We start from the raw sequence: 18,340 nt of genomic DNA on the forward strand, positions 1-18,340 counted from the left end.
TTCAGTTCAGCGCCCAGCATCGTGCGCAGACCGTAGTGGCCCACGACTTCGTGCAGCACGACTTCTTCCAGTGCGGCGCGGGAGGGTATGCGGGAGGCCAGGATATACACCTTGCCCTCGAAGTACACGCCGCGCATATCGCCCTCGGCCTGCGCCTTGCGGATCGCGTCACGCAACCGCTTCGGGAACTCGCTGATTCGGTCGGCAATGACCACCTTGGGCTTGCCTTTCCAGTCGGCCATTAGGGTGTCGGTGATGCTCTCGGCCTGGGCGGCAGTCAGGTTCGGGCTGGCTTGAGTGGGGGGGCGGCGAAAGCCGGCGCTTTCCATGCGGTACGGCACTTCAATCGTCAGGCCGCCGCGCCCCTTCATCACCACGATGGCCTGCTCGTCTGCGGTGTCGGCAGTGCTGGACGGCGGGGTTTGCTGGCGCTCGGCATCGGTCATTGACTGACGGGCCTGCGTGTTGCGCGCCTCAATCTCTCCGGCCAGCGCACGGTACACGGCATACGGGCCACTGAATCGGTGCTGCTCGGCCACCGCTTCCGCCGCCTTCGCCTTGCTTTGCAGTTCGCGCATCGGCTCCAACTGCCGGCGCGCCTTTGACGCACTCCGTTCCAGCGCTTTTATCATGCTGGGCAGCTTGCGGGTATCGGCATCAAACTCGCGGATCACTTCGCGGGGGATGGCCTCTCGAATCAAGATGGCGGCATCGCCGGCCTGATCCCGCAAAAACAGGTTGCGCTCCCGCATCTTGTGGCGTTTTGGCAAGCTGTACCAGTTGCGCTCCAATTCATCGAAGCGCCGCGCTAGGTCGGGGTCTTGGCGCACTTTGTCGCTATACACCCAGCCCATTTCGTTTTTAATGTGGCGCAGCATTCCGCTCGGCCGGTCACTGTTGGCGTAGTCCATTAGGCGCTTGGACGATTGGTACATGAGCGCGTAGGTGGCCAGGTCGGCCTGCTCATCCACGTATTGAATCAAGTCTTGATTGTCGTCAAACCAGCGTTCCAGTCGCCGGCTCCACATATCTGACTGGCCGGACAGCGCATCTTTAATGGCTTCTACAAAGTCTCGATCCGAATTGCCGCCCGTCGCAAAGCCTTCAGAATCCTGAATGGCGTGCTGGATTTCGTGCAGCAGCGTGGACAATATCTGTTCGTCGGTGCGCGTGGTGTTGAGGGTAATGCCTCGACCGTAAACGAAGGTTCCGTATGAGCCATCTTCAGCGATGGCGTCCAGATACACCGGAATGTTCGCCAATCTCGGGTATGCGGCAAACAGCTTGGGGTGGTCCAGCAAGGCGTCCAGCGTTGTTGTCTTATGCTCGCCGCTCACCGGCTGCAGAAGTTTGGCTTGGTCGTCGCTGATTTCGTAGCGCCACATACCATCAACGCCTCGGGACCAGCCGGTTTCCCGGCGGATTGCCGGCATTGGCCGCCCGTCCTTGGCCATCGCTCTCGCCCGTTCCAACTTCGTCAGGTCGGACGTTTCGGCCTGCGGCCCGGCGAACATGAAACGGGGATCGGTGCGCGAGAACATGGCCACGCTGCCATCGGCACCCTCTTTCGTTTCGATCACCTGAAACAGATGGTCGTAAGCGGCCCGAACCTCTGGCAGTTCGGCGGCTTCCGGGTACGGGTAACTGTCGCTGTCCTCCATGCCCAGGGCTTCCGACGCTTTCCAGTATTCTTCGGACACGATGTTGGACAGGTACTCGTTGGCTGCGCCCTGGTCCTTCAGCTTCTCGATCACGTAGCTTTCAAAAGCGCGGGCGGTCATTTCCACGTCGGTGGACCAATACGCTTTCGTTCGCATTCTATCCAGCCGTTTGGCGCGCTCACGCATACCGATGCGGTTTACGGTTTTTCGAATGGCGGCCAGGGCTTCCGCTACTTCCGGGCGCACACCCGCGTCCGGCCGGCCAGCGGTGGCGTATTTATCGACGGGCTTGCCGCCGCGCTCACGGCCAAAATAGTTGTCCAGCGAGTGCCACCACTCGTGCGCCAAGCTGCCTGCGCCCTGCTTCTTGGTCAGGTTAATGACGATGTTGCCGGGCTCGTAATGCGCCATTGCGGCATTCTTGCCGCCCTTACCTCTCGCGCCAAAGGCCAGCCCCAATTCACCGTTCAGCGACAACGCCTTGGGCGGTAAATTGAGAATGCCCGCCAGGTCCATCAGGCCATCGTAGGCTTCGTTCAGGTCTTGTTGGCGGCGGCCTTGCTCCACGTAGTTGCCAAACTGCACACCGCGAAAACCAAAGGCTTCCGCAAACGCCTCGGGCGTTACGTCGCCGCCGTTACGGTGATCCTTACCCACTCGGGGCGAGTTGCCCGCCTTCCGGTGGTTCGGAATGTGCTTCATTTTGTCCAGCGTGCGCTCAAGCTCGGCCTGATTCTCGGCCAAATACGCCCGGGCTTCGGTCGGCGTGGTAAACCCCTCTTTAATCCGCACCACGTCTCGGCCAATTTTCTTGCCAATGAACACGTCGTTGCGGTCGTAGCGGCTGGAATAAATATCAAACCGCGTATGCTTCGCTGTCTTGTCTTTCCCGTCCAGTTCAGCGTGAACCTTGCGGAAGGCTTCAATGGCCTGCTCTTTGGTGTCTTCGGCCACCAGTTTGCGCGGCATGTTGCCGAAGGAGCCGGTCTTGGCAACGCGCTCAACCAGCCACTTGTTGAAATTGCCGTGCTCACCTTCGTAAATGGTGAAGTGGGCGGGGTAGAATCGCAGCCCTTTCAGGCTCTTGTCGTGTCCCACGGCGGCGTACAAGTCGGCGCGGTTAAACACCTGAACCTCCACCGCGTGATACCGGTCTTTTTTGGCGAAGTCGCGCAGATCGGCCACGGACACGTCGCCGTCCAGCACCGACTCGGTAAAGTTGCGCAAGGCTTCTACTTGCCGCACCCAGCCTTTGAGCTTCCACTTGGCGCGAGGCTTGGGTGGCACCTCGTCGCGGGCGGCGTGCGCAAAACTTACCGCGTCGGGGTCGATGCCAGCATCCAAGAGCTTCTGATAATCCGGCTCCGGCCACGACTCGGACAACGGCACGCTGGCCACGTCTTTGTCCTTTGCGGCGGCCAGCTTGCTGGCGTAGTCCTTGCGCGCGCCTTCGATCTTCTCGCCAAAGTCGTCAATGGGGGCTTGGGGCTGGCCTGACTCGGCGGCCTTTCCAGCTTCCGGCTTGGTCGTCGGCTCAACCGGAGTAGACTGCAAGCCATCGTGAAGCGGCTTTGTGGTGTCGCCGTCTTTCAGCCACGCCTTGAACTCGTCCATGGTGAGCGCCGTGGTCGGCCCCACCTTCCAGCCGTCCGTGTAGTTGTCTCGATACCCCTTGCGAGCGGCGGCCTGAGTCTTGAACCCAAGCATGACCTTGTGTTCGTCAAAGGTGCCGTCGGCGTTCACTTGGTCGATGATGAACACCTTGTCGCTGTCCACGTCCGGTCCCACGAACACGTCCACATGGTCGCCGTCCGCGCCTTCGGTGCGCTTGATATAGCCGTAATGGTGCGCCATTTCCACGGACCACGGCTTGCCGTCAGGGTCGGTGCCCGAGCGGGTGGCGCCGCGCGGATTCTCCAGGGTAATGTTGAGCCCCTGAACGGTGACGTGCCCCTTCTTGTAATTGCCGGCTTCTTTCTGCGCCTCGGTGGGGCGAGTGTCCACCTCGGCGGCGGCCTGTTCGACTTGAGCGGCGGGCGCAGCTGCAGCTTCCGGTTGGCCCATCACATCAAACATATTGCCCTGGCCGCGCGCTTCCGCCTGGTCAATCGGGCTGTTGCTGCCGGCCAGCACAAAGTCGTCCACCTGAGCGTCGGCCTGCTCTTTCTGCTCGGCCTGCTTGCGCTGCTCGGCCTCGGCCTGTTCGGCGGCGCGGCGGTCGGCGGCTTGCTGGGCCAGCTCGGCCTCGGTCTGAGTTTCGAGGTCGAGGGTCGGCGCTACGTCGCCTTCTGGTTGTCCGCTTTGATCTGCGTCAACGGGGTCTGGCGCAGATACTGGTTGATCTCGTCCAGACTCTTGCCCTGTCGCAACAGGCGTTCCGCGGCTTGGTGTTTCTGCCGGTCGTCCGCGGCCCGGTTCAGTTGATCCTCGTTCATAATTCAGTAGCTCCTGTTTCAGTGCCTTGGCAACGGCACTGCGGTTTTCCCCATCGTACACCCGTTTGGCCGCTCGGTTCACCATGGCGTTCAGGTCGGGGGTGGTGGTGACGCGACCGATCAGGTCCAGACTGCGGGCGCTGCGCTCGGTGATCTCGGCGTTGGCCTGCTTGGCGATCTTGTTGCCGGCTTCTGACGCGCGATCGACGTTAGAATTCAAGGACTTAAACAGTCGCTTATCGGCGTTCAGTTGCTGACGCAAACTGTCCAGCACCTTCATGCGCTCTTGCATGAGGCTGATTTCCTGCGGGTCGTCACCAAACAGGCCGCCCTGCTCGCCCTGGTTCTCGACAAACTCGGCGGCGCGCACCTCGTTCAGCACCAGCTCGCGCTCGTACTCTTTGGTTGGCTTCAGGTTCTGGAACGCTTTAACGGCGGCCTCTTGCTGTCGGGCGCCGTCAAACGCGTTGCCAATGGCGGCCCCGTCTTTCTCGCTCAACTGACCGGCGGCGACCATGCCGAATACATTGTCCGACAATCTGGCAATCGCTTCGCCGTCGCGGGACACTTGGTTGTTCGGCAGGTCGTACCGCGAACGCACCTGATCCAGCGGCACCTCGGAATCGCGGAACACCTTGGCCACGTCCAGCGGCTCGGCCTTGCCGTCGGCAATGTTGGCCATGGCGGCTTTCACGCGCACGTCGGCCACGGATTCGCCATCGGCCTCGTCAATGACGCGGGCGTTGATTTCGCCTTGGCCCAGCTTCTTGGCCAGATCGACACGGTGGTGGCCGTCCGCCACGTACAGCGAACCGTCGGTGCGCTTGTGCAGCATGACAAAGCCGGCGCGGTCGTCGTCCCATTTGGTGACGCCTTCCAGGCGTTTGTCCACGCCCTGCTCGTTGACACGGCTGCGGAATTGGTACTGCTCGGGATCGACTTTGATCTTGTCCACGGGCACGCGGAACACGCCAGTGCCGGATTCACTCAGGAAGTCCTCGGCGGTTTGCGGTTGGGCCGGCGTTGTTTCGGCGGGCGGCTGCGCGGCGATTTGTTCGGGCACGCTCAGTCCGAGCGCGTCGGCCGGTTGCCCGTTTACCGTGACCTCGGGCTTCACGCCGTCGCGGAATATGTTGGTCTGGTCGGTCGCCCACTCGGGGCGGCCTTCGTAATCGTTGACCGGAGCGTAGTCGTCGGTCGGTTGTGGGGCGGCTTGATTGGCTTCGGCCAGTACCTCGTCGGTCCAGTTGCGGGACGCATCCTGCACGGGATTCGGTACGTCTTGCACTTCGTCCTGCAGGATCGGTGGAGCGGCTTCGGGCGGGGCTGTTTCCGGAGCGTCCTGCCCGACCAGTCCACCCGCAGCACCTACCACAAGACCTGTTGCGCCACCGGCACCCGTGCCGGCCACCACCTCGTTCGCCACGCCAGCCCAATCTCTCGGCTGGGCGGCGTATTCGTTCAGCGCCTCCTGCTTTGACGTAGCTTCCAGCCCGCCTTGGGCCGCTTCAGTGCCCGCTTCCAGCACCATGCCGCGCTTGCCTTCGTGCAAGACTCGGCTAGACAAATTGCCGGTAACGGCATCCCCCACGAATTTGTTGAAGGCGACACCGAGGATGGCGCCGCCTACACCGGCCGGGAGTGCCGCCGATTGTGCCGCCTTTTCCGCCACCAGTTGCCGCGCTTCGTCGGCCGGCTTGCCCGCCTTGAGCAAGTCCTGATAGTACGGCGATTGCGCCAGTTGTTCTTCGGGCGCTTCAATGACGGCGCGATGGGTTTCATCCCCGACCATGCCGGCAATCACGGCGCCTTCTGTGCCGGACGCAGCCCCAGCGCCGACTGCCGACGCAGCACCACGACTCAATCCTGCGGCGGCCGCGCCCTTGGTGGCGACGCCCGCCACGCCCATGCCCGGCACCATGGCGGGGAGCGACTGCATGATCAGCCCTGCCCAGCTGTTCGGGTCGGTCAGTGCCGCACCTGGCGTGAAGTCGTCGTTGATAAACCGTTTCTGGCTCGCCTGCCGCTGCACGTCAGACAGGGTGCGCTCCCAATACTCTGCGGTATCGCGCCCCACCTCGGACAGAGTATCGCTGCCAAACAGCCAGCCCGCGCCAGACACCAGGTTGCCGGCACCCACGCCGAAATTGCCCCATAAATCCTTGAGCACGGAGCGGTCCTGCTCCGGTTTCGCCCCGACCGTCTGCAAACCGACGGCGGGTGTGTCGTCCGCGTCCAGAAACGACTCGGCATCCAGAAACGCCGCCGCCGATGGCTTGGCGGGTGTCGGTTCACTCTGTGGGGTGTCGTCCAAAAAGGCATCTGCGCGCATCATTCAAATCCCATGGCTTTGAGTTTGGCTATGGCCTGCTCTTTGGTGATCTGGCCGGCCTTGTAAGCGGCCTTGATCTGCTCCGGCGTTACCTCGTTCGGGGCAGTGCTCGCGGGCGCTGCGCTAGGTTCCGAGCTTGCCTGAGCCGGGATCGAAAGGCCAGCGCTTCGGTTCACCTGGCCGCTGTAGCTGCCGTCCGGCTGGGGTACGGCGCTGCCGTCTTGCGGCAACACCTGAACGTGGCTATCGAGCAATTCGAGCCCGGCCGGAGCGGGGGTGCCGTCCGAGCGCCCTTCCCGAGCTCTGGCCATGATGGTCTGGTACGCGCCCATGGCTTCGTTCACCAACTCATCTTGAGACTTCTGCTCGTCCGGCATCAGCATTTCTTGCGCCTTCATGGCCTGCGTCACGTAGCTGCTGACAAAACGGGATGGGTCGCTGCGCGCCATGGACAGCATGTTCCACGCGGCGGTGTTGTCCGGCGCAATGCCAGCCTCCACCAGCCACTCCGCGGTCTGTACGTCGGCGGGCGCTTTACCGCTCGCTCGGCCGGTTTTTTGATCCGGCGTGCGGAAGTCGCCAATCGTTGCGCCGGTTCGCGGGTCCACCAGAAAGCCGTTGATGTTGACGCCCTTCACGCCACCGTTCGGCTTAATGCCGTATGCGGTGTTGCGCGCGGCGTCCGGGTCCAGCCCCAGCGCTTGCAACTCGTGCGCCTTGCGGTACGCCTCGCTGGTCTGCGCCTTCGGCAGTTGCGCGCCGGTGCGGGCGGCGTACTGCTGGATCACCGCTTTCAGTTGCGGGCTGGCCTGCACCGACTGGTACATGATCTGGTGGCCTTTGAGCTTATCCAGCGCCGCCTCCAGCGGGATGGCGTGCACCTCGTCGTCCTTCGCGCTGCGGTTCTTGGTGACCGGCGCTCTGCGCCACTGTGGGCCGTTCGGGCCTTGATCCAGTACTTCCAGGTCTACCATCAGGGTTTTGCCGTCCGGACCGGGGTACACGCCCGCCAGCCGCTTTTGCTCCAAGCGGTGCGCGCCGTCCGGGCCGTCGTATTCTTCGCCGGTGCCCTTGTTGATTTCGGTGCGGAACACCCGCTCAAAGGCTTGGTTAAACTCCGGCGACTTCATGCTGGTCTGTCCCTGCACGGTGCTTTCCAGTACGCCCAGCGCGCTGCCAAATTCGGGGTCCACGTAATTGCTCCAGTCCACGTCGAACCGGTTGCCAAACTCCATCGCGATCTTCGGATCAATCTGCCCCGACTCAACCCCTTGGTGCATCGCTTGCACCAGCCGCTGATCGTCCAGCCGGTCGCGATCATCCAAGTCCCATTGGTGGCGCTGGTCGGCGCGCTCGCTGGCCTGCTCCGCCAGCGCCATGCGCTGCTTGCCCTGCTGGTACTGGTTCATGACCTGGAAGCCTTGCAGGAAACCGTGAGACAGGCCCATTGCGTTTCGTCCGTTCATCAAGCGATCCTCTTAAAATATGCTGGAGGCCAACAGGCCAATGCCGGCACCCACGCCCATGCCTATCGGACCGCCGACCATCATGCCAATGGCTGCGCCGGTGCCCATGGCGCTCATCTTCTGCTGTTTCTCCGCGGCCTTCAGGTTCTCCCCCGTCTGCTCGCGGGCGTTGGCCATCGACTCGGCCCGTTGCAGCCCTTGGGTGGCTTGTTGCTGGTACTGGCGCCCTACGTTGATCAATCCGGCCATATCAGTTACTCCGACTTTGTGCGACGGCGGACAGGCCGCCGTTCATCAGGCCCATCTTCTGGTCGCTCTTGGCGGTGCGCATGGCGTTCTTCGCGCCCGCCACACTGGCCGCCTGTTTTAGCCCGTGGGTGCGCTCGCGCTGCACGGCCTGCGCGCCGGTCGGGGCAATGCCGTACCGGCTCAGGCCGCGGTTGGTCTGCGCAAGACTGTTGTCGAACGCCTGATTCATGGTGTTGGCCGCCGACGCCACCGCCTTGTCGGTGTTGGTGCTGTCGTTGAAGCGGCTGAACAGCAGGTTCTCAACCGGCGCGAAACGCGCCTTGTAGTCGTCCCACTGCGCGCGGTGCACCTTGGCCATGTTGTCGCTGCCCGAGAAACGCCCGCCGGTGGCGGTGCCCAGCATCAGGCCGCTGGATTGCGGGTCGTACACCTGATCCGCCCCGAAGGCCGGGCCGGGCGCTGGGGAGGGGCCGGGAACGGGGCCGCTGGTGGGCGCAACGTCGCCCAGGTTAATCAGGCTGTCTAAGCACATATCAGAATCCCCCTTTGCCGACGGTGTGGTTGTAATTGGTGCGCGCGAACGTGCCCGGTTGGGTGTTGGTGCCACCGGTGCTCAAGCCGCCGTTCATGTACGCCGCGGTGCCGGCACCGGCCACACTGCCGACCAAGTGCAGGCCCGCTTGGCGGTTCTGGAAGGATCGGTTGGCGCGGTCAATGGCGTCTCGGGTGGCGTCGGCCGCCACGTTGCCCAAGCCGGTCAAAGCCTCGCCCGCCTGCCCCTGGCCCATCTGCACCACCGATTGCAGGCCGCGCAAGTGCTGGTTATCCACCGCCACGTCGGTTTCGTTCAGGCCGGTGCCCATGGACAGCGCTCGGTCGGTGCCCAGCCCGTCGATGGCCTTCAGGAAATTGCCGTCGTCCGGCCCCAGGCCGTTGGCGAACAGGTTGTCGCGCAGGTCGTTCTCGGCACCGGAAAAGGCCATCTGTACGCCCGCCGCGGTCTGCCCGCGTGCCTGATCAAAGTCGGCCCCGGTCTTTTGCACCGAGCGTATGTACTCGTCTTCCACCGGCCGGAACCGGCTTTGGTAATCGTTCCACCGCTCAATGGCGATGCGCCCCAGCTCTTTTTCTTCCGGGGTTTGTTTGGGTTTGTCGCCGCCGCCGCACATAGGTGCCTCCTACAATTGCTTGAAGATGTAGCCGATGGGCGTAAAGCCTTGGCTTTCGCACAAAGCGCGCACGCCGTCCGGCTGAAGGCCGAGCCCGTTGCCAATGGTTTTCTCCGCCACCCCCTGCGCGTCCGCCCACTCGCGGTAACAGGTAATCAGGGCGCTGGCGAACCCGTGCCGGCGGTAGACGGGGTGGACGTAGAACACCCGCTCGCTGGCAATGCGCGTGGGCGAGTACCACGGCGAACCGACCTCCGCGATCAGCAGGCCGCACAACGGCTCGCCCGGCCCCGCCTGAGCGCCGACGGCCAGCACGTTGTCGCGGTGAATGAAGGTGGCGAGGTGGTTGGCGATGTGCTCGGCGTTGAATTCCAGCCGCGGAATCCAGCCGGCTTCGTGGCCGACCTGCTCAAACAGCGCCAGCAGTGTGGGAATGTCGTCTTGCGTCAGGGCTCGAATCACAGCAAGTCTCCGTGGTTGTGAGCGGTCAGGACGTGGACGGCGTAATTCACGTCCGACTGAAAACTGGCTTTGCAGTGGTCGTCCTGCCAAAAAAAAGCCGCGTTAATGACGCGGCGGGCTCGGTTCCAATTCGGTCGGTGTCGGTTTAAGTGGCACCGCGCGGAGACGGTCATATCGGGACTGCCGTTCAGCAGAATTTTGTTCAATCCCTGGGACAGCCACGCGGCAATCCCCAAGAGCCAATCACGCATGGGTCAATCCTCCAGCCAGAAAGCAAGGTCACTCAACTGCGCCGGGGTTGGCGCGGGGTCCATCTGCCGAAACTGTTCGGCTTTCACGTGCAGCACCGCCCCCCGGGCCGCCCGGTTGGCTTTCACGTCCGCGTAGACCTGCGCCAACTCGGCCTTGGTCAGTGCGATGTAGGTGTTGTCCGCCCGCCTCCAGGTCAGCTTGCCGTCTTGCAGGGTCGGCAGGTTATCGAACTGTTCGAGGGAGCCGGCCATGCGGGCGTCGCTGCGCTCGTCGCAATCGAACACGCCGAAGCCGGTGTGGATCGGGGCGATTTCGAGCGTGTCGCGCCAGTGTTTGATCTGCGCCCAATTCGCCGGGCGGTTATCCGGGTTAAGCTGCAGAGACCGCTTCAATGGTCACCTCCTGCGTCAAATAAGGCACGGCCTCAAACGTCAAGGTGTAGGTGCCCGGCAAATCGACCGAAAAGCGTACCTCACCGTCAGTCACGGTGTCGATCTGACCATCAGGCCACGCCACGGTGGTGCCGGCGGGAACGCCGGTAATCACGCACTCGTCCACGCCGTTGGCGGCGATTTGGGTGGCACTGATAGCGAAGGGGAACGGTTGGCGCTCCGTGATCGCGCTGTTCTTGACGTACTGCGTGTCTTGGTTAAATGTTGAGTGACCGCTGAAAATGCGCTCCCCTGCCACTACCCGCTCCACTAGAAAACGGTCGTCTTGAGCCCCCACTTCCACAATGGCCCCACTACTGTCGTAAACTGCATACCCAATAATCATCGCTTCATCTCGATCACCATAATGCGGCGCAAACCAGTGGTGGAACTTGAAGGGCCGGAGTGGCTAATCTGGACGCTGTAGGCGGTGTTGCCGGATGAGTTGCTGGTATCCAAAAAGAAGTTGGCGGTAGAGTCGCCCCCTCCGTAGAGGTTTCCAGCCTCGGTCGTCGCTAGAAATCTCGCGTCAGCTGCAGTAAATGACCCGATTACTGTTGATCCTCTGAGAACGCGAACCTGAACAGCCCCACCCGATGAGTAGGAGTTGTTTATATGGCCGTAAACCTGCACAAAAACAGCCACAGGCGCCCCGGTCCGCGGGACGTTGACGGTTAGGCGTGTGGTCCAGGAACCGCCATTGCTAACAGACGATCCTGTTTGCGCCCATGAGGGAAACGTCACCGCCTGCCCTTTGATCTGCAACGTATCCACATAGGCATCACCGGTGTAGATTTTGTTGCCATTGATCAGCGTACTGCCGGGACGCACCCAATCTTTAACGTGCGTGCCGACACTCGCGGTGTACGGGTCTTCCCCGCCACCGCCGGCGCCGTACAGCTCCCACTCGTAGCCGTGGTTGCCGGCGTTGACGGTGTTGCCGCCCATCCATACCCGCACGTAGCGGGTAAAGGTGCCAATCGGCATAATGGTCGGGAACTCGTACCCGGCGAAGTAACCGCCGGTCGGGGGGCGCGACCAGACGAAGCCGGTGGCGTTGCTGCCGTCGCTCGGACCGGAGCCTGTGAGGTAGTCCCACGTCAACCCGTCGTCGGAGACGGCCACGGCGTACTTGTAGCGCCGACCGTCCAGCGCGTAGAAGAACATACGGCTCTCGTTGACAAAGCGCACCTCGCCCAAGTCGGCCTGCAGGTACTGCACGCCGCCGGGGATTTCCCAATAGTTACCAGAGATCGACCGCACGCCGTCGTTCATATACTGCGCGTTGGTCATGGCCGCAGAGTACGACAGCGTGGCCTGCCCGTTGCGGATAAAATTGCCGGGGCTGAAGTCGTTGTACTGCAGCACCCCGCCGATCTGCACCGAGTCCGAGATATAGCCCGACTGCATCTCCACGTGCCCGCGGAAGGTGCCGCTGCCGAACTCGGCAAAGCCGCCTTGGGTTACGCGCCAGCCGGACTGCCCCGCCACGTAGTTGGCCGAGCGCATTTCATTGCCAATGCTCAAGTCCCAAATGTCGGCCAGATTGATCTTCGCCCCGTTGATGGTGGCGTCCTTGATCTTGGCCCCAGTGATGACCGCATCCTTAATCATCGCCGTGGTGATGGTGGCTTCCGGGATGTAGGCCGGCACGTTGATGGCAAAGCGGGTCTGGCCTTCGACGGTGGCGTAGCCGAACACAAATTGCGTGTTGCGCAGCGCGTCGAGGCTTGAGTAGTCGGTCTGCGGGTTAAAGGCAGTGATCGACTGGCCGGGGTCGATGAAGTAGACCGCGTTGGAGGCCACCACCATCTCACTGGTCGCCCCGTCGTTCATCAGCCCGATGCCGGAGACGTAGCCGTTCACGTCCAGCTTGATCGTGTACTTCGACTGAATGGACTGAACCTCACCCTGCAGGCCGGTGACCACCTGCGCCGATGCCTTGGTTTCCACTGCAGCCGTGTTGTCGTCCACAATCGCCGCCACCGTGTCGATGCGCCCAGAGATCGCCCCTTGCTCATCGTTCAGGGTGACAAGGGATTGCTGGATGCCCGGTATGGCTTGGATGGGCGTTAGCAGCTCTTGCGCCAGCTCGCTCTCGCTGATCAGTCCGGCCAGCTGCTCAATGACGTAATCGGGGTCAATGGCGCTTTGGGCGTAAGTGCCAGCGGTGGCGTTGTACGGGCCGGGGTGGCCGGTGGTGGAGACGGCGCGCACCCAATAGTAAAAGCCGGTGTTGCCGTCCACCACGTCCGGGTACAGGCCGGCTTGGCTGGTCGCCACCAGTACGGCGTTGCCCAGGTTGTCGTCGGACGAGCGCCAGATTTCGGTGTAGCTGTAATTCGGCTGATCGACGCCATCCCAATCCAGAAAGATGACGTGAAAGCCGCCTGAAGCGGTCAGGTTGGTCAGTGCGCCGACCGACGTGGGTGGCGGCGAGGTTGCGTCCCCTGCCTGGAGAACGCGGCCCGGCGACACGCGCCCGAGCTTCAGGTTGACCAGATCGCGGTAGCTCACCACGCGGTCGAGCGGATCGCCTCGATCCCCTTTCCAGATTTCCACCAGCTCTTTGAGCTTTTCGACCGTCAGATTCTTTTCCCGCGACGGCGGGATGGCAGGTAAACGGCTCATGTTAAGAGGTCCATGGATTCGGAAACGGTCACCCGGCGCACCGTGCGCGTGCCGGACAGCTCAACCGAAAAGCGCCGCGCGAGGTAGCCTGCAGGCAACCGGAACGGGGCGCTGGAGGTCACAAGCTGGGTATGGATCAGGGCGTCGTCGGCGTACACCTTGAACACCAGCGAGGCGTCGCCGGGGCTGGGGTAATCGTCGGCATCGACACGGGCCGCCGCCGGGTTGGCCGGTTGCGACGTGAGGGTAACGCCGGACTGCCAGAGATAGCTCAACGGGTTGGCCGCGTCGTCGTCCCACTTCACCAAGTTGCCATCAATCACCAGATACAGGCCGCCGTCGTTGGGATCGGTGTAGCCGGCGTCGGCGTAGAAATCGAGAGCCACGTATGCGTCACCTTGCGCACTGATGGCAAAGCCGCCGTTGCCGTCCTGGCCTTGGTAAAAGCCGATGTACCATCCGTCGAGTCGGTATGCGTGCATCGTGCTCGGGTTGAAGCGCTGCCATTGGTAGCGGTCCAGTACCGCGGCGCTGATCACCGGGGCGTTGCCCGCCCCGTCCACCGCCACCAGCCCGTCCGCGGTCGCGTACAGGGCGTAATCGCCCATATCGACCATGCTGCGTTTGGACACGCAGGCGCGGGGGTTTTCAATCGGGCTCTGACTGGCTGAACCGGGGTGCGTGAACGATACGATCACCGGCTGGCCTTGGGTCGCCACCACCACGCCGCCGCGGATACCGACCAGCCCCACAATCGGGCGATCCATGGTCAGCGAATAGGGCCAGGCGTGCGGCATGTACGGCTCGCACAAGTACAGCTCTTTGCCATCAAAGCCGGCCATCACGCCGTTTTCCAGCGCGATCAGTCCGGCCATGGTGTCCGGTGGCGGGTTCCAGTCGTAGGATGGCAGCACCTCTCCGAGCTGGTCGGCGGCGGTGGTGTCGGTGTAGCTGGCCTGACCGACCGGCAATTCGGCCACGTACAAATACTCGGTGTCGCCGGCGGCGCTGGAGGTGCGGTAAATCCGCTTCAGGGTGATGTTGTAGTTGCCGGTCGGGGCGCTGGGCAGGTTGCTCAACACCACGCTTTGCCCGTCGTACACGTCCACCAAATTGGAGGCCGGGCTGGGTGGGCCTTCTTCCCCCCGGGCCGACACGTAGGTGACGGCGTACACGCGGCTGTCGGCCTCGGTGTCGTTGGGGTCGGCGGTGCCGTTAACCGTGGCGATCACGCTGGCCGCCGGCGCGGGCACGCCCAAGCGGTAGCGGTTGCTGGGGTAAGGGCCGCCGCCACCGGTGGCCAGGCCCACGTAGGTCATGGCCGGAGCGCCGTCGCCGGTAAAATAGGTGGTGGTTTCGGTGTCGGACCGTCTCGGCCCTTCCGCCACGTCCACGTCGCCGGCAAACTCAAACCAGAACGCGGTGTCGCCAAAGCGGTGAATGCTGGTCACACCGGGCACGGTGGTGGCCTGCACGGTGGTCGGACCGCGAAACGGCATCAGGCCGCCGGTCTGCAGGCGCGCGTTGACGGCGCGCTGGGCCTCGCCAGACTGCAACAAGTGCGGCTCGGTTTTCGGGTTAGCGCCTCGAAACAGGGCAATGTCAAACATGGCGGCGATCCGTTAGAGGAACGAAGGGAGACGGACGGTCAAGGGGCGCTCGGTGTCGCCTTGGGACAACCGGGTGCGCGCTTCCGCGACCGACTCCAGGTATTTCGCCCGGTGGTAGGCCACCAGCTGCGGGTTGGTCCAGTCGCGCCCCGGCATTTCCTGCAGGGTCGCCAGCGTGCCGTGAATCAGCGCTTCGTCGTAGCCAAGGCCGAGACGGTCGGGCAACCCGGTCGAGTCGCGGGACGGGTGCAGGACGGCGCGTATCTCAATCGGGCCGTTGTCGGGGTTCGGGGCGGCATCGAAGTGCAGCAAGCCAAAGACGTTGACGCGGGGCCACAGCGCGTTGTTCGCCTGCACCGCATGCGCCAGTGACAACAGCTCACTCCCCTCGGGCAAGGTCAGTTGATAGCGGGTGATCCCTTCAGCCGGGTACACGCTGGCCAGTTCCTCGGCCCACGCGTGCGTGTCACGGCAGAACCGAATCGCGGTGCGGCGCAGGGTGTCCTCCAGAATCGGCTCAGGGCAGCCCGCCACATGCGGCAGGACCAACGGGTACAGGTCGCTCCAGATCATCGTTTAGTCCGCTCCTGCAGTTGGGTCGGGTGCAGCTCCTGCTTGGTCACCTTGCGCCCGGTGATCAGGCGGTGCGCGATTTGCTGGTAGCCGGCCGCCTTAGTGAAGTCTTGGGTGCCGCTGGACTTGCTGAACGCCCGCGCCAGCACGAGGTAATACAGCGCGGTGTCGTACATCGACGCCAAGGCCACGGGGTCGCCGGGGTCGGTAATGGCCGGCGGTTCCGCGGCGTACACCAGACGCACGTAATGCGCCGGGTCCGGCTGCGGCGGGTAGACCTCAAACCGCAAGGGATCGCGGTCGTCGTACAGAAAGTGTTGCGCGGTGCCGGTGGCTGGCATGGCGCGCCAGTTGGGTCGAGAGGCGTCCAGATCGGTACGCCCCACTTGGGTCACGCTGCGACCAGGGGTGTTGCCGTCGGCGCCCAGATTGCCGCCCAGAGACACCAGCGCCAGCCCTTCCTCGGGCAAGCTCTGCACCGTACCCGGCACCAGTTGCACCGCGGCGTTCTTGGTGTACGCCGAGGGGTTCAGTAACACCGCTTCGCGCTGGGCGTCGCTCAGGCATTGCAGCAACTCCGTCTCGCTCCAGCGCAGCTTGGTGTCGTCAAACAGGGTGGTCGCGGCGCGGTTAATAATGTCTCCGGCGGTGGTCATGGCTTACGCCTCGTCGTCAATCAGGGTTTTGACTTGCTCGCGCAGCTCGGCCGCGGTCTGCGAGTCTTCCAGGCGCACGCCGAAGTTCTCCAAAGCAAACGCGATCATTTCCGCTTTGGTGGCCTTGCTCAGCACAATGCCGTTGGCGGAGGCGGCCGGCTCGGCGGGGGCGGCCGGCGCCACCGGCGCGTCCACGGTTTCAAAGGCCGATTCGCCGTCGGCGTTGCACGGCTCCATGTTTTTGTTCTCGCGCAGTTTCGGGTGGTCCGGAAACACAACACCGGTCTTGCGGTTGCGAAGAAATTTCATAGCGATGAATCCTCAAGGAAAAGCAATGGGCACCCGAAGGTGCCCGCTCAGGGGGCTGGATCAGCCTTTCTTGCCGTAGAAATGCACCAGCGCTTCCGGCTTGATCACTTCGTAGCCGTAGACCTGGAGGCCACGCATCAAATCGCCAAAGCGATTCGGGTTGCGCAGGGTTTCCATTTTGGTCATCTGGCTGGCGAAGGTCAGGCCGGTCTTGTGGCCAGCCAGCATGTGGAACGCATCGGTGCCGGTTTCGTCGGTCTTGGCGAGCAGGTTGCTCTTGTAGACCGTGAAGCGGTCGATCATGCCGAGGCGACCGTTCCGGGCGATGGACGTGCCGTCACCGGTGATGGACGCATCTTTCAGCTCGGACTTCTTGATCAGGCCGCACGCCCATGCCGGCAGTACGAGGAAGCGGCCTTCCTCGGGCACGTTCTGCTCATCAAGGACGGTGCCGCAGTCGATGATGTAATCCAGAATGTTGTCCTTGGTGACCGACAACGGCGCGCCGGCGGCACCCAGGTTGATGTTGCCGCTGATCTTGCCCGCGGTGGCACCGGTGTTCTCCGCCGCTACGTCGCCGTAGATGCTGCCGAGCACGTCGGTGTCGATGGCAATTTTCATCTGCTCGGACGCATCGTTCGACCACATATCCATCAGGTTCAGGTCGGACTGGTGCTTGTCCACGTCGTCGCAGGTGAAGTTGAAGTGTTTACCCTGATCAATGACCAGTTCCACGCTGGTGCTTTCTGGCGTGTCATACGTCAGGTCCTTACCCTTGCTGTAGTTGTAGACCTGAATGGTCGGTACAGTTCGGATGTGCACCTTGTCGCCGTAGGCGGAAATCTCGCCTTCGTAGTCGGTGTTGGAAATGGCCGCCAGCACGGTGCTGTCGTAGAACTTCACGTTCAGCTTGCTGGACCACAGTTCAGGGATGAACCGGGAGTCAGCCGCTTTGGCGCTGACGGTGCGGTTCGCGTAGTTGGGGCCGTTCGCAATGGGTAATCCCATGATTCAATACCTCGTCGGGAGTAGCCGCGGCATTGGAACGGCCCCGGATGGGCCGTTATCCGCCAATGAGCGCAGCATGGATTTCTTGTTCCAGAGCCCGGAATTCCTGCTCCCGGCCGGCCCACATGCCCCGTCGCTTCTGCTCTTGCAGGTCTGCATAGTCCTGCGGCGTGTAGCTGGGCTGTTGGTTGGGCACGGTGCGCGGGGCAGCTTTCGGCGCGGCGACCTGCTGGGCAGGCGCGGTCGAAGACTCCGGTTTCGGTTTGGGTTGGGTGTCGTGCTTAAACTGCTTAACCAGATCCAAAACACTCAGTACATCGAGGTCTTGTCCGGCGGCGTTGAGGCTGTCCTGATACGGAAAACCGGTGCTGGGATCAGGGGTTTGCAGCCACTGCAGGAAGGCAGGGCTTTCGTTGATCTGATCGAACGTCGGCTCACGGCGTCGCAGGGTTGACCAGAAGCGCTCCACGTCGGTCGGGCCTTCGGCCTTCTCGGCGGGCTTGGCTTTGAGGTCGCCCATTTCCGAGCGCACCAACTGTTTGGTGTACTCGCTCACGGCGTCGAACGCGTCGTCACCAATTTCCTCTTTCAAGCGTGCCTGTACGGTGTCCAGCTCGGCTTGGGTGGCCTGCTCCGATTGCTCGGCTTGGGCCTTGGCCTGCTGGGCCTCAATCAGTTGCGCTTGCAGCGTCCGGACTTGCTCTTGCAGCCTCGGCACTTCTGCTCGGTACTTGCCTTGCAGCGTGGCGTAGGCGGCTTCCAGTCTCCGGTGCTTCTCGTTCAGGTCGTTCTCGTCGGCTGCGTGTCCGGTGTCCTCGGCGGCCGTGTCGGCGGCGTCGGCCTCGGGCGCAGTGCCTTCGGGTTCGATGGCTGGGGTGTCGCTGGCCTGCTCGGCGTCTGCGGCGTCGTCCTGGGCTTCGCTGGAAGTGTCCGGGGTGCCATACAGTTGCTGATGCAGTTCTTCCGCTTTCGCGGCTTGCTCTTGCACGATGCGTGGTGCTGCCATGGGTGCGGCCCTCCTGGGGTATCGCGGGTTTGATCGACTCCGGCCCGTGGCGCGGGTGTCGGAATCGGGCACAAAAAAACCGCCTCGCGG

General features: G+C 63.0%; 15 protein-coding genes. All 15 read right to left on the reverse strand.

The genetic code is table 11. From position 1 onward, the window contains the following. Nucleotides 1-6,431: LPD5 domain-containing protein (locus ACN0RL_RS16305; RefSeq protein WP_417518707.1), on the reverse strand; the 6,431-nt coding region annotated here is incomplete at its 3' end. Then, complete coding sequence (locus ACN0RL_RS16310) at nt 6,428-7,894, reverse strand: hypothetical protein (RefSeq protein WP_417518709.1); 1,467 nt, start codon at nt 7,892-7,894, stop codon at nt 6,428-6,430. The genes ACN0RL_RS16305 and ACN0RL_RS16310, both read right to left, overlap by 4 nt. A gap of 12 nt (nt 7,895-7,906) precedes the next feature. Further along, nucleotides 7,907-8,143 (reverse strand): hypothetical protein, encoded by a 237-nt coding sequence (locus ACN0RL_RS16315; RefSeq protein WP_417518711.1) that lies wholly within the window; start codon nt 8,141-8,143, stop codon nt 7,907-7,909. 1 nt (nt 8,144) lies between these two features. Beyond that, the gene (locus ACN0RL_RS16320; RefSeq protein ID WP_417518713.1) at nt 8,145-8,573 is read right to left on the reverse strand and encodes a hypothetical protein; all 429 of its coding nucleotides are present in this window, start codon (nt 8,571-8,573) and stop codon (nt 8,145-8,147) included. 103 nt (nt 8,574-8,676) lie between these two features. After that, nucleotides 8,677-9,312 carry a hypothetical protein gene (locus ACN0RL_RS16325; protein ID WP_417518715.1) on the reverse strand — a complete coding sequence of 212 codons (636 nt, stop codon included), beginning with the start codon at nt 9,310-9,312 and terminating at the stop codon, nt 8,677-8,679. A 9-nt stretch (nt 9,313-9,321) separates the two neighbouring features. Further along, nucleotides 9,322-9,774, reverse strand: coding sequence for a GNAT family N-acetyltransferase (locus ACN0RL_RS16330; protein ID WP_417518717.1), 453 nt, complete (start codon nt 9,772-9,774; stop codon nt 9,322-9,324). A gap of 254 nt (nt 9,775-10,028) precedes the next feature. Continuing rightward, nucleotides 10,029-10,418 carry a DUF4376 domain-containing protein gene (locus ACN0RL_RS16335; RefSeq protein WP_417518719.1) on the reverse strand — a complete coding sequence of 130 codons (390 nt, stop codon included), beginning with the start codon at nt 10,416-10,418 and terminating at the stop codon, nt 10,029-10,031. Continuing rightward, the gene (locus ACN0RL_RS16340; protein ID WP_417518721.1) at nt 10,396-10,803 is read right to left on the reverse strand and encodes a hypothetical protein; all 408 of its coding nucleotides are present in this window, start codon (nt 10,801-10,803) and stop codon (nt 10,396-10,398) included. Before ACN0RL_RS16340 ends, ACN0RL_RS16335 begins: the two co-directional genes overlap by 23 nt. Continuing rightward, a complete protein-coding gene (locus ACN0RL_RS16345) occupies nt 10,800-13,088 on the reverse strand; it encodes a hypothetical protein (RefSeq protein WP_417518723.1) in 2,289 nt (762 codons plus the stop codon). The genes ACN0RL_RS16340 and ACN0RL_RS16345 overlap by 4 nt, the downstream gene beginning before the upstream one ends. Beyond that, nucleotides 13,085-14,698 (reverse strand): hypothetical protein, encoded by a 1,614-nt coding sequence (locus tag ACN0RL_RS16350; protein ID WP_417518725.1) that lies wholly within the window; start codon nt 14,696-14,698, stop codon nt 13,085-13,087. The genes ACN0RL_RS16345 and ACN0RL_RS16350 overlap by 4 nt, the downstream gene beginning before the upstream one ends. Nucleotides 14,699-14,710: 12 nt before the next feature. Further along, nucleotides 14,711-15,271 (reverse strand): hypothetical protein, encoded by a 561-nt coding sequence (locus ACN0RL_RS16355; protein ID WP_417518727.1) that lies wholly within the window; start codon nt 15,269-15,271, stop codon nt 14,711-14,713. Further along, nucleotides 15,268-15,927, reverse strand: coding sequence for a DUF6682 family protein (locus tag ACN0RL_RS16360; protein ID WP_417518729.1), 660 nt, complete (start codon nt 15,925-15,927; stop codon nt 15,268-15,270). Before ACN0RL_RS16360 ends, ACN0RL_RS16355 begins: the two co-directional genes overlap by 4 nt. A 3-nt stretch (nt 15,928-15,930) precedes the next feature. Further along, nucleotides 15,931-16,236 (reverse strand): hypothetical protein, encoded by a 306-nt coding sequence (locus ACN0RL_RS16365; RefSeq protein WP_417518731.1) that lies wholly within the window; start codon nt 16,234-16,236, stop codon nt 15,931-15,933. 60 nt (nt 16,237-16,296) lie between these two features. Further along, nucleotides 16,297-17,244 carry a hypothetical protein gene (locus tag ACN0RL_RS16370; RefSeq protein ID WP_417518733.1) on the reverse strand — a complete coding sequence of 316 codons (948 nt, stop codon included), beginning with the start codon at nt 17,242-17,244 and terminating at the stop codon, nt 16,297-16,299. A 55-nt stretch (nt 17,245-17,299) separates the two neighbouring features. Beyond that, nucleotides 17,300-18,250 carry a hypothetical protein gene (locus tag ACN0RL_RS16375; RefSeq protein WP_417518735.1) on the reverse strand — a complete coding sequence of 317 codons (951 nt, stop codon included), beginning with the start codon at nt 18,248-18,250 and terminating at the stop codon, nt 17,300-17,302. Between the last annotated feature and the right edge of the window lie 90 nt (nt 18,251-18,340).

The sequence above is a fragment of the Marinobacter sp. genome, from assembly GCF_048259445.1.
Lineage (GTDB): Bacteria > Pseudomonadota > Gammaproteobacteria > Pseudomonadales > Oleiphilaceae > Marinobacter.